The 12,286-nt window shown below is 70.3% G+C and carries 8 protein-coding genes; 4 read left to right on the top strand and 4 right to left on the bottom strand.

Translation table 11 applies throughout. The features are described from left to right. Positions 1-42: 42 nt before the first annotated feature. From OG289_RS44135 to OG289_RS44125, 3 genes are read right to left on the bottom strand one after another with little or no spacing between them, the layout of a single operon-like run. Entirely contained in the window at positions 43-3,321 is a 3,279-nt protein-coding gene (locus OG289_RS44135) for a DEAD/DEAH box helicase (RefSeq protein WP_327320985.1), read from the bottom strand. A 44-nt stretch (positions 3,322-3,365) separates the two neighbouring features. Next, positions 3,366-6,233, bottom strand: a complete 2,868-nt coding sequence (locus OG289_RS44130; protein WP_327319637.1) for a tetratricopeptide repeat protein — start codon at positions 6,231-6,233, stop codon at positions 3,366-3,368. Continuing rightward, on the bottom strand, positions 6,230-6,667 hold the full coding sequence (locus OG289_RS44125) for a hypothetical protein (protein WP_327319636.1): 438 nt from the start codon (positions 6,665-6,667) through the stop codon (positions 6,230-6,232). Before OG289_RS44125 ends, OG289_RS44130 begins: the two co-directional genes overlap by 4 nt. A gap of 409 nt (positions 6,668-7,076) precedes the next feature. Between OG289_RS44125 and OG289_RS44120 the strand changes: the two genes are divergently transcribed. Further along, the gene (locus OG289_RS44120) at positions 7,077-8,255 is read left to right on the top strand and encodes an alpha/beta hydrolase (RefSeq protein ID WP_327319635.1); all 1,179 of its coding nucleotides are present in this window, start codon (positions 7,077-7,079) and stop codon (positions 8,253-8,255) included. Between the two features lie 127 nt (positions 8,256-8,382). Here OG289_RS44120 and OG289_RS49870 read toward each other — a convergent pair whose 3' ends face one another. Next, positions 8,383-8,892 (bottom strand): hypothetical protein, encoded by a 510-nt coding sequence (locus OG289_RS49870; RefSeq protein ID WP_442819038.1) that lies wholly within the window; start codon positions 8,890-8,892, stop codon positions 8,383-8,385. Between the two features lie 237 nt (positions 8,893-9,129). Here OG289_RS49870 and OG289_RS44110 point away from each other — a divergent pair, with 237 nt between their 5' ends. From OG289_RS44110 to OG289_RS44105, 3 genes are all read left to right on the top strand, one after another. After that, a complete protein-coding gene (locus OG289_RS44110; protein ID WP_327319634.1) occupies positions 9,130-10,305 on the top strand; it encodes a hypothetical protein in 1,176 nt (391 codons plus the stop codon). 27 nt (positions 10,306-10,332) lie between these two features. Further along, a complete protein-coding gene (locus OG289_RS49865) occupies positions 10,333-10,527 on the top strand; it encodes a hypothetical protein (RefSeq protein ID WP_442819128.1) in 195 nt (64 codons plus the stop codon). Positions 10,528-11,126: 599 nt separating this feature from the next. After that, a complete protein-coding gene (locus OG289_RS44105; RefSeq protein ID WP_327319633.1) occupies positions 11,127-12,278 on the top strand; it encodes a serine hydrolase domain-containing protein in 1,152 nt (383 codons plus the stop codon). The last annotated feature ends 8 nt before the right edge of the window (positions 12,279-12,286 follow it).

Genomic DNA, 12,286 nt, shown 5'->3' with positions numbered 1-12,286 from the left:
GTCCGTTGCCGGTGCTCAGGAGTCGCTTTGTGAAACCCGTTGTCAGGAGTGCCCGTTGTAGGGCGCGAGCCACCCTGCGGCGTGGCGGTCGCCGCGTGTGAAGACGGCGCCTCCTCGTCGGCCTCTCGAAGAGTCACCGGGATTGCCCGGCGGGTGGTCGAGTATGGCGGGGGTGCCGTCGGAGACGTACCGGATCGTCGTCGCGCCGTCCCAGAGGCAGATCACCGCGCCGTGCGGGGCTTCCACGCGCAGTGAGCCGGAGTGCCGGGTGAGGGCGGTTCCGGTGGCGCGCTGCTTGAGCAGCGCCTGGTATCGCGCCGGTGTGATCGCGCTGTCGCGCGGCGGGGTGGTGCCCGTCCAGTCGGGGGCACCGATACCGCGATCGCGCGCCGCGCGCCACATGCGCGGTACGAGACGCGGTGCCAGCCGCGGTGTGGCCATCCGGCCGCACATCCACAGCAGCCGGCCGGCGCCCCGCTCGGGGCCGAGGGCGCGCCAGCGGATGCGTTCGGCGAGGTCGGCGGCCACGACGGCCGCCCAGGGGTGGACGGTACCCAGCTCTCCCTGGGCACCCAGCCAGGCCAGATAGCGCTGGGCCTCGTCGAGGACGGCCGTCAGGCTCTCGGCCGGGATGCCGAGCACGTACCCGGCGCGCGCGGCGAACGCCTGGGGGCTGGTGGCGACCAGCAGCAGCACCGCGTGGGCCAGGTCTCCCGGCAGCAGTCCCTCGTCCTTGTCCGGTGGTTCCTGATCGGTCTCCAGCTGCTCCGTCCGGCCCTGGTGGCGCAGCACCCTGCGCAGGGTGGCGCGGGCGCGGTCGCTGAACGCGGCCTCCGCCAGTTCCGGCAGCCGGGTGGCCAGCACCCTCGTCAGTGCCCGTTCGGCGTGGTCGGGGTCCTCCGGTACGGGCAGGTTGCGTACCGCTTCGGACAACTCGTGCGCCAGGACGGCGTCCACCATGAAGCGGCTGGTCAGCGTGCCCGGTTCGGTCGGTTCCAGGAACGTGTCGCCCCCAGGTCCGGCATGCCGGCGCAGGAAGCCGGCCTCCTCCAGACAGTCCACGGCGTCATGGAGCGGCTCGACACTGTCGTGCCCCTGATGGAAGGCGAATGTGTCGGTCCACCAGTCCTCGGCCTCCTCCAGCGAGGTCACGCGTCCCTGCACCAGTTCGGCCAGCAGGTGGTCGGGCAGCCGGTCACCGATACGCGAACGCACGGTGTAGCCGAGGGTCAGCCGCGCCTGCCATGCGGGGCGCTCCGTCTCGTCCGCCAGCAGATAGGCCCAGCCCTCCCGCTCTCCCGCGCCGACCCGTCCGGCGCGGCCGAACATCTGCTGCACCATGGACACCTCGATCCGATTCTGGCCGAGGCGGCCGTCGCGCACGACGACGGCGCGGGCGGGGAGGTTCACCCCGGCTGCCACGGTGGAGGTCGCGACCAGGACGTCGCTCTCCCGGGCCCGGAACGCCTTCTCGGCCTCGCGCTTGTACGGCCAGTCGCGGTAGTGCAGTCCGACGCCGACGCTGCCGCACAGCCGCTCGACGATTTCTGTGTCGTCCGCGTCGACGCCGCGTGTCGGGGCCCCGCGGTCCGCGGCGATGGCCAGTGCCGTCGCACGCACTCCGCGCTTGCTGCTGCAGAAGACGAGCACGCTGCCATCCTCGTCGGTCACGGTCCGGACCAGCCGCACGGCGGCGGAGGTCCGAGCAGCGGTGGACCGCATGGAGCGTTCGCCGTCGCGTGCGGCGGGCAGCAGGGGGATCTGCCAGGTCAGCCGGGTCGGCCGCCATGACGTACGGATCAGCCGGGCCCCCAGCCAGTCGGCGACCTCGTCGGCGTTGGCCACTGTCGCCGACAGTCCGACGATGCGGGTCTGGGCACTGTCCTCGCGTACCCGCGTGAGCACCGCTTCGAGCACGGCGCCCCGCACCGGATCACCGAGCAGGTGGATCTCGTCGACGACCAGAGCGCCGACCTCGGCAAGGACACCGCCCAGCGACCCGTTTCGGCAGATCGCCTCGAACTTCTCGGTGGTGGCGACCCAGATGTCGGCCTCGCGGACGAGTTCGGTGTCGGTGGCGTACTCGCCCGTGAGCCGGACGATCCCGATGCCGTGCCGCCGCCAGTTCTCCAGTTCACGGTCGAGTTCGTCGGTGAGCGACCGCTGGGGGACGAGCCAGGCCGCCTTGCGGCCCTGCGCGTGGGCGCGCAGCGCGGCCACCATGCCGATGGGTGTCTTGCCCGCGCCGGTCGGGGCGACGACCATCACATGGCCGTCGTCCTCCAGGAGGGCGGGAACGGCTTCGGCCTGTGCCGGGTTGAAGGTGGGGTGCGGCAACAGCCGGGTCCAGTCCTCGGGAACCAGATCGGTGACCGGTACGTACGGGGCCTCGTCGGCGTCCGGCAGGTCCGCCAGGGCGTCCCACTGGGCCTCGAACGCGTCCCGGGCGGCGTGCGCCCCGGGTCCCGCGACGGGCGTGGGCGGCATGGGGGAACCCAGGCCCGCGAATGCGCGGGCGGGGTGGGCCACCAGATCCGTGGGACTGCCGAACTCGCCCACCGTGCCGACCTGTTCGTCCTCCACCCAGTGCCGGACGCTGCGGAACGCAATGCCCCGCTCGGCCAGGTGGGCGCGCAGGTCGTCGAAGGCGGGGCCCTCGGGCAGGATGATCCGGATGTCGTCGGCCGCCGTCACCGCCCCCTCGGGCGGCCGCCAGGCAGGGTCGGTGACCTTGCGCCAGAACAGGCGGCGCTTCTCCGGCTCGGCCGGCATCGGCAGATCCGTCGGCCAGGCAGGGGCGGGAGATGCCGCGACAGCGGTGATGGTGACGCCCGGCCCGGTGGGGCAAGGGCCGAGGAACCGTTCCCAACTTCGTGCCCCTTCGGACACCCACGGCAAGTTCGTCCGTGCTGTCACCCCGACCCGCGTCCCTGTCGGCCCCACCGCGCCCGTCCGGCGAGACGCCCGCGCCGGGGGCACGGCACCGGACTCGTTCGCCTCGCCGGGCTCCACCGCGTCCGACTTCGCCGCACCGGGCCGCGCGCACAGCTTTTCGTAGGTCTTCACGCCCAGGTCCGCGAGGGTGTACGCCGCCGGGCAGACCGGGCAGACGACGGCCACGTAGCGGTAGACCTTCCCCGCCGACTCGTACGGTCTGCGCAGCGAGTGCATCCGGCCGTCGCACTCGGGGCAGGGGCGTGCCACCTCCTCCTCGTAGGTCCAACCGGGTTCGGCGAAACGGGCGATGAGACCGTCGGCGGGCAGGACGACGCCCCAGCGCTCCCGTACGACCTCCACGACCGGCAGACCGAGTTCGGCCATGTCCCCCACGCGTCTCCCCTCGTCCACCCGGTCGGCAGCGCTGTTCAGTCGACGATGATGCCGGGATAGCAATGATCATGATTCCACTCGGGCTGAATGGCGTACCCGCAATAGCAGAGTTCCGGTCGGGCCGGCTTCCCCTCCGAGCGGCGGCGCAGGGCGACGGCGAGCGGTTGCCGGGCGAGCCAGGTCTCGGCAGTCTCACCGGCCCATCGGCCGAGCGACTCGGGGGAGGCGCCGAGCCCGTGCAACAACCCCTCGAAGAGGACATCGGCCTGCCGGAGCAGGAACCGCAGCACGTTGCCGCTGTAGCGGGGGTCCATGTCGTCCAGGCGATGGCGGCGGTCCTGGGCGTCCTGCCAGACCTCGTCCTGGTTGAGGAGCGCCACATAGTGCTCCTCCAGAGTCCAGGTCCTGTCGGTTTCGGGGGCAGTTCCGCTCAGCCGCTCGCGCAGGGTCCGGTATGCCTCGTGCGCCGTGCGCAGTGGCTTCTCGAACGCCCCGGGGTTCTGCGACGCGAGGCGCTGGTAGATCTCCACGCTCTGCGCGGTCACGGCCAGCGCCTCCTCGGCACGGCCGCTCTGCGCGAGGTAGGTGCCGAGGGAGGAGAGGTCATCGGCCAGAGCGTGTTCATGGGCGGTGGGGTTGGCCGTCGCCAGTCGGCATCTGATGTCCGCCGCCTCCCGCAGGGCGGCCAGGGAGTCGTCGCGGCGGCGTGCGCCCCACAGCAGCAGCCCAAGAACGGACAGGGCCGTCGCCAGGTCGGACTCGTCGACCGCGACGGACCGGTCGAACTCGGACGTGGAGACCGCGGGTCCGCCGGCCACCAGCCGCCGGATGAGCGCGACCGCCCGTTCGGCAGCCGTCCGGGCGTCCGACCACCGCCGCTGCTGCCGGCACAGAACGGCCTCGTTGACCAGGGTCACGGCCAGGCCGGGCCCGTAGGTCTCGGGGTCGGTGGCCGCCAGCCTCTGGAAGATTCCCATGGCCCGCTGGGTCACGGCGAGGGCCGCCTCGGGGTCCCGGGCCTCGGACAGGTTCACGCCGAGGTGGGAGAGCGACAGGGCGAGTCCGGGTTCGTGCGCTGTGGGGTCGACGTCCGCCAGTCTTCGGAAGAGACCGACGGCCTCTTCGGCGGCGTGGCGGCTGGCCTCCGTGCGGTCAGCCGAATGAGCACGCTCGCTCAGCTGGGCCAGGGCCATGGCGAGCGCAGGCTCGTACGTGGCAGCGTCGACGGCGGCGAGTTTCCGCAGGAGAGCGACCGCTTTCTCGGCCGCGGCCACGGCGTCCTCCCGATGGCCCGCCCTCTCCAGCCGGAACCCGAGGTTCTGGTACAGCCGGGCGTGCGCGGAGGAGTCCTGGGTGGTGGAGAGGTGGCGTTCGGCGAGGCGCTCGGTGACGGCGGCGATACCGGCATCGAGATCTGCCTGTCCGCGGTGGGGGAAGTACGCGTCGACCGCCTCCAGGACCTCGGTGTCGAGGTCGACCGCGGCCAGCGCGGTCAGGGCCGCGCCGCCGGCGGCGACGGCCAGGGCTGGGTCCGTGCGCAGCAGGGTTTCCAGGTACCGGGCGGCGTGCGGCCAGCGGTGCGGTGCCGCCGTGGAGGCCAGGAAGGTCAGGGCACGGGCCAGATGAGCAGGCGGCGAGCCGTCCGGGTCGCGGGCGACGAGCGTGCCGATGAAATCCGGCGCCCAGGGAGCCGTGGGGTAGCCGGTCGTGTCGTGGCCGGGGAGGGCGAGGGCGAGGAAGTCCTCGGCGAGCCGGTCGGGGTAGAGGGGTTCGAGGACCGCGCCGGGCTCCTCGGGCGGGTAGCAAGTGGCGTGATCGGCCAGGAGCCGCGCGGGGCGCTCCATGCCCAGGCCACCGAGCAGGGCCGTGCCGTCGTGGTGGGTGGTCGCGCCGGCGAGCGCGGCGGTGAAGACCACCTGGCTCATGACGCCGGGCGGGGTCTCGTACTCCAGGCCCTCCAGGCGGAGTTCGTGGAGCCGGGTCCAATGCCTGCGTTCGCGGTCGAGCAGATATGCGGACAGGCCCGCCATGTCCTTCGGCGGGCTGCCGCCGCGGACGTGGGCGTCGACGGCCACCAGCGCGGCCATGTGCAACGCCAGGACCAGGCCGAAGTCCGACCGGTCCAGATAGCCGGGTACGGCGATGGCGTTCGGGTCGGCGAGACCGTAGTGGGCGGCGAAGCAGTTGCGGGCGACGGTGAACATGGCTCGGCGGGCGTCGAGTCCACCGCGGCGCTCATCGAGCGGTCGCAGTGCGAGGTCGCCCGCCTCCGTCCTGGTGTCCTCCAGCGCGGAGCGCACGGCGGGCCAGGGGGCGACGGACCGGGCCAGCAACAGCAGTCGGGTCGGCAGGGGCCCGTCCAGCAGCTTGTTACTGAACAGCCACGTCAGATGGGAGAGGGGCCAGCGGTCGGCGTAGTCGACGACCAGGAGGAGCCCCGCGGCGCCATCGAGCCGCAGGTCCTGGCTTCCCGGGTGCGGGTGGATCGTACCGGCGCCGTGAGTGGCCGAGACGACCTTCCAGCCCCTTGACGCGCTGTCGGCCGCGAACTGCGCAGCCAACCGGGTCTTGCCCTGGCCGCCGGCTCCGTGCAGCCAGAGGGCGGCGCGGGGACCGTCACCGTCCCGCCATGCGGCCAGCTCCGCCCGCTCCTCGGCCCGACCGGTGAAATCCACGACCTGGAAGCGGGCGTTGAGGAGCCGACTGGGCTGGGAGGCGGGTCCGACCGTGTCCCTCTCCCCGAGTGAGAGGGCGGGGGCCAGGCCCGGAGCAGGTCGATACCGGGAGAGCAGGTAGACCGGGCCCCGGTCGGGGAAGACGTGCAGGTCGGCGCCGATGACGCCGTAGCCGAACCCGCCGTCGACGCGGACCGTCTGCCGTGGTCCGGCTCCGGGCCGACTCACCGGGCGGCTCCGGTACCTCCCGCCTGTCCAGGAGGCGCCGGGTGCACGATGACATTGCCGCCCAGAGCCGCGAAAACCTGTCCGTTGTCCTTGGCCACGTTGTTCTGCACCTGGGGCTGCCGCGTCTCGGGCAACCGCTTCTTGATCTCCTCGGTCAGCTCACGCAGTTCGTCCGCGGCGTCCGGGTACTCGTCCAGGAGCGATTCCAGCTCCAGCATCCACACGGGGAGCAGGCTCTGACGTACCCGCTCGGCGTCGTCGGCCCTCGCGACGAGGGCCTCGTTGTTGTCGAGCTGGGCCTCGATGGCGGTCTGTCGGTCCTCTCCGCGGCGGCGGAACAGCCGTGCGACTCCGCCGCGCGCGACCGTCCACGAGTCGGTGGCCATGGCCGCGACGACCGTGGTTCCCCCGACCAGAACAAGTTCCTCCAGCATCTTGTCCCTCTCCCTGTGACCCAACGACGTTGCCCTGCACGGACATTGTCCCCTCTTATGATCCAATTCCGCACCGGGCAGCCGCGTTTCCTCTCCTGCGCCGCCACTGAATTTGCAGGTCATGGGTCTGGTGTGCGCGGGGTTCATGGTGCTCGTGCTGGTCGTGGGCGGATGACTTCGGTGAAGATCGTCGGTCACCGGGAGACTTCGCGCCTCGTCAGGACCAGCAGGGCCCTCGCCAGAGCAGTACTCCCACTTCGGGCCGGTGCGGACCTTGCCGAGAACGCGTGTGTGCGCTGATGTTGAACCGGGTTCGTTGGATCTTCACGAACGAGCGACCTGCGCCGGCGGGGCTGGGCGGCGAAGTCCCAGGAAATTTCCCCGAGTTGACGGTGATACGTTCATGGACATGCCGATGGGATACGTGGCGACGACCGTGCTGTTGACCTGGTGCACCTTCTTCGCCGTTGTCGCGCCACGTCGGCCCCGACCACTGGCGACCATGAGCTTCTGGTTCGGCATGGTCCTCAACGAGGCGCCGTTCCTGGGCATGTTCGCCGTGGTGGCCTCCACGGCATTGGCCGCCGCCCAAGGCGATCTCGGGTCACCGGCCAGCAAGGTGACGGCCGCGGTGGCCCTCGCCACCATCCCCGGGATGGCCGTGTCCGCCTGGCGGGGCCTGCGGACGGACCAGGTGGTCGGGCTCGCCCTTGAGCAGGGCCTCGGCACCGACTGGCAAGATCGTGTGCACGTATCGCTGCGCCGCCACCGGCCCTGGGCCCGCATCCTGCTGCTACCGGGCCTGATGCGGCGGCATGACGTGGAGCGGATCCCCAACATCCGCTACGGGGACGCCGGGCGCCGGAATCTGCTCGACATCTACCGCCGCCGCGACACACCGCACAACGGGCCGGTCCTGATCTACTTCCACGGCGGCGGGTACACCAGCGGAGCGAAGAACCGCGAGGCACGGCCCCTGCTTTACCGGCTCGCCGGCCAGGGGTGGGTGTGCATCAGCGCCAACTACCGGCTGCGGCCCCAGACCACTTTCCCCGGCCATCAGATCGACGCCAAGAAGGTCATCGCCTGGGTCCGCGAGCACGCCCCCGAGTACGGCGCCGATCCGTCGAGGCTGTTCGTGGCGGGCAGCTCAGCCGGCTCCAACCTGGCGGCCCTGTGCGCGCTCACGCCGAACGACCCGGTGTTCCAGCCCGGATTCGAGTTGGCCGACACCTCGGTCACCGCGGCGATCTGCCTCTATGGCTACTACGGCCACTTCTTCGGCGAGGAGCCCGACGCAACGCCGTCCCCCAACCAACCGTATGCGTACCTCAACCCCGGTGCGCCACCGTTCCTCATCGCCCACGGCACCAAGGACGCGCTGGCGACCGTCGAGGGCGCCCGGAACTTCGTCGACCGGCTGCGCCGTGTCTCGGACAGCACCGTGGTCTATGCCGAACTGCCCGGCGGACAGCACTCGTTCGACCTGTTCCACTCCCCGCGCTTCGAGGCCGTCGTGGACGGCGTCGAAGCCTTCGCCGCCTGGGTCCTGGCTGCTCCGCAGCGCACTCCCGACTCAGCCCGCTAGGTCGTTTCTGACCGCTCCTGCTGGGTGGTTGGATCAGGGTCGGGGCTGGGCATGTGGGTCGTGGCATGTCGGCCGGGGTCGTTGTCGGGTTCGGCTGCGACGACCCTGCTGCCGCTCTTACGATCCGTCACCGGACCGGTACGCCGGGAGACCGTGGGAGGGCGTGGGGATGCGGGAGCTGGAGCCGGCTGAACCACAGGTCGTGGCCGTTCTCGCGGACTCCGGCGACCCGGTCACACTCGATCAAGGTGCCGTCCAGGATCACGTGCGTGATGCCCGACTCCTGACACACTTTCGATATCTCGTGCAGGCCGGGTGCCTGGTCGGCGAGGACACCGATGCCTTCGTGCAGGTAGCGGTAGCCGGTGGCCCGGGAGACACCGGCGTCGCGGGCCAGGCAGTGCACGCAGCCGCGCTCACGGAACCAGCGCAGCACCAGCACGGCCTGCCGGAACGGCCCCAGCGCCCTGGAGCCGCGCGGGGTGCCGATCCGACGCCGTTGCGGCGAGTAGCGGGCGAGGAACTCGACGATGTGGCGCGGGACATCGAGCGTGGCAGCATAGGTGACCGACGTGAGCCTCTGGTTCGCCAGACGACCATGCAGCGAGAAGCGTCCTACCAGGGGCTTCACGGCCACCCGCGGCCGGGGGCTCCAGTGCGACCCGGCCATGCACCCAGATCGCAACACCGGGCAGATGCGCTCCCGAGCGGAGGGCCGGAGCAGGAGTAGCGCCGTGGGCGCTACGAGCAGAAGGCGCGTTCTCGCCCTGCCTGCCAGTTGCTCTGTCGGGCTGGGGCCGCCGGTAGCCATTGCGCGAGCAGTCCCTGGCCAGGCATGATGCCCCGCGTTGCTCGTGCGGCAGGGGGAAGAGCTGTGAACCAGGAAGCCCGCAATGGCGGAGCGGAATCATCGGGAATGGTCGGCCGAGTCCGCTATCGGGCTTCGTGGCAGCAGTCCCTGCCACTGGGCCTGTTCCTCGGCGCCGCCGTGCTGATGCAGTTGTCGAACTCCTTGCTGTGGGCGCACCAGCGGCCCGGGCTGCCCGGCCTGCCGCTCGAATCGCGGGTCCTGGCCATGGTGCTGCCGTTCTTCGTCACGCTCGAACTGTGGGTGCTGAGCCGCTACGTCGGGGTAACCCTGACTCCTGAGGCGGTCGTCGTCCACAACCTGCGCCGCCGGACCATCCCGTGGACCAACGTGGCCGAGGTCGCGGTCGAGCCGTTCACCGGCGGACGGCGGGTGGTCCTCTACGAGACGGATGGACGCCGCACCGCGCTACGAATGCCCAGCTCCGGTTTCCTGTCCCGCGACCGCCGGTTCGACGACAAGGTCGCGACCATCCGAAGCTGGTGGCTTGCCAACGGCGGCGCGGCCCGAGTCGAAGACACAGCTGGTGAACTCGGCGCCTGGGGGCATACCTACGGCCGGCTGCCCGAGCGACTGGGCATGCGACCTGCGGCAAGCCGGTCGGTGCCCACGGTCCTGCTGCTCGGCTGGCTTGCGGCTGACGCGGTGATGGCGGGGTTCGCCGAGGGGCCCGGCGCTGATCACCCGACGCTCCTTGGCCGCACGCTCGGCGCACTCGTCGCGATCTCGCTGCTGCTGGGCGCGGGCTTCCTGAGCTTCGGTAGAGGCGTCATCCTCACTGCCGACCACCTGGTCATACGAGGGCTGCGGCCCCGAACCGTTCCCTGGGACGAGATTCAGGGGATCGCCGTCGAGCGCCACCGAGGCGGGCGCAGGCCTGTCGTCCTTGAAGCGAGCAGTCGCCGAACGCCATTGCCGGTACCGCGTGTCGGACGCGTGCTCTGGGACTCGGAGTTCGAAGCCAAGATCCAAACGCTACGTCACTGGTGGCGCACCCACGCGGAGATGGGCACGACCCCGACCGAAGCGGCGCTCCAACCCTCGGACCAGCCACCGCTCCTTCCCTACCGCGGACCGCGTCTGTGGCAGAAGGGAGTGTTGGCCCTGGCGTGCATCGTCCTCGGCTACGAGATCCTCCTGTCAGTTCTGGTCGGATCTCTGTTCCTCACCGCCGGGCAGTGAGAAAACCTCACTGGGCCGGCCAACCGCATCGCCCACCCGCACCGCCCACCCGCAGATCCCGCCCCATTGGAGTACCAACTCACCCCGGCAGGCACACGACTTGAGGTCGTGCTGGTCACCGTGGCCGCCTGGGTCGAACACGGCCTTCCCCGCACCGGCTCGTTCCGCGTCGGGATCGGTAACGAAGACCAGGTTCTCATTCTCCGCATCCTTGCCGGTTAGATCACCGGACTGGACACGGAGATTTGATCAGCCCCAAGCCGAACTCTTCGGCGACTGCTGCCGACGGCTCGCATGCCCGAGGCGCAGGTAAGCGCCACTCACCCGTTCACAACTCGCCCGTTCTGAAATCCGCGCTGCTCTTGAGGACCGCAGAGTCCATGCTCCAGTTCTCCGGCTGGACCCTCTCCCAGAGACTTCCCTTGCCGAGTTCCCTTCCCAACCGCTCTTCTCGCCTGAACCACTGCTCAGCACTTCTGATCCTGTTGGGGTGAATTTCGTCGAGCAGGGCGTAATCCCTGGCGACGCCTGCGGGAACAACGATCGTGCCGCCATCGGCCGGAAGTGCCTGGTACTACAGCCGTAGATCGTGATCTTGCTGGCCGGAGCCGGCCGGGGGAAGAAGCCTCGGTGTCCCCACGGGGGGAACCCCCAGCACTGCCCTGAGGACAGCGCATCGGCACGTCGGGGGGAGAGCCGGATGGGCCGATCCCTTCATCGCTGGTGGGATGGTCGTCGACCACCGGCTCCGGGAGCGGAACACCAGGGGCCACAGCCTGAGCGCTGAACACGCAGGCAACCCGAACAGGACGGGGATCATTATGCATGTGCCAGGAAGGCGTCGGCGGGACCTGCTTGTCCTGAGCAGCCTGGGCGCGGTTCTCTTCGCCACGTCGACCGGGACGGCGGCGGCGAAGCCGCCGCAGGGCGATCCGCTCCAGCAGCAGGTGGATGCGGTCCACGACACCGGGGCCGTTGGTGTGTCCGCCGAGGTGACGTCACCGGACACACGTGACATCGCGCGCGCGGGGACGGCCGAGAGGGGCACCAGGAGGCAGATGCCACTGAACGGCAGATTTCGGATCGGCAGCGCCACCAAGACCTTCACCGCCACGGTCGTGCTGCAACTCGTCGGCGAGGGGCGAATGTCCCTGGAGGACACCGTCGAGCAGTGGCTTCCGGGAGTGGTCCGGGGCAACGGCAACGACGGCAGCCAGATCACCGTGCGGCAGCTGCTGCAGCACACCAGCGGCATCCGTGACATCGGGCCGGAAATACCCGCGTTGAAAAGCGCGGACGGCTATCGAGCCGAGCGATTCCGCACCTACACCCCCGAGGAGTTGGTGGGGCTGGCGATGCAGCTCCCTCCCAAATTCTTCCCGGACGACGAACAATGGTCGTATTCCAACACCAACTACATTCTCGCCGCGATGATCATCCAAAAGGTCACCGGTTGGAGCTGGGCGCAGGAGGTGAACGACCGGATCATCCGCCCGCTGGGTCTGAGGGACACCAGTACGCCCGGCACCTTCCCGTTCATCCTGGGCCCGCACGCCCAGGGCTACGCGTTCGGCACCGGCACCGGCACCGGCACCGACGTTACGGTGCTCAATTCGAGTATGGCCGTCGGCTCCGGATCGGTCATCAGCACCGCGCACGACCTGAACCGGTTCTACGCCGCGCTGCTCGGCGGCCGTCTGCTGGCTACGGCGCAACTCGACGAGATGACGACCACCGTGAACGCGCCCGAGCTGGGCGTGAGGTACGGACTCGGTCTTGCCGAGATCCCGTTGTCCTGTGGTGGCAGCTACTTCGGTCACCGGGGCGAACTGCTCGGCTATATCACCTGGGGTGGCGCCACCCGAGACGGGACCCGGACCGCCGTGGTGTACGTCAGCAGTGACGGCGGTCAGGACACCGAGCAGGCCATGATCACACTCGTGGACCAGGAACTGTGCCGGACCCGCTCCTAGAGCGTGTG

Source organism: Streptomyces sp. NBC_01235 (genome assembly GCF_035989285.1).
GTDB lineage: Bacteria > Actinomycetota > Actinomycetes > Streptomycetales > Streptomycetaceae > Streptomyces.
Note: the sequence above shows the minus strand (reverse complement) of the source record. Positions and strands in the feature narration are given on the sequence as shown.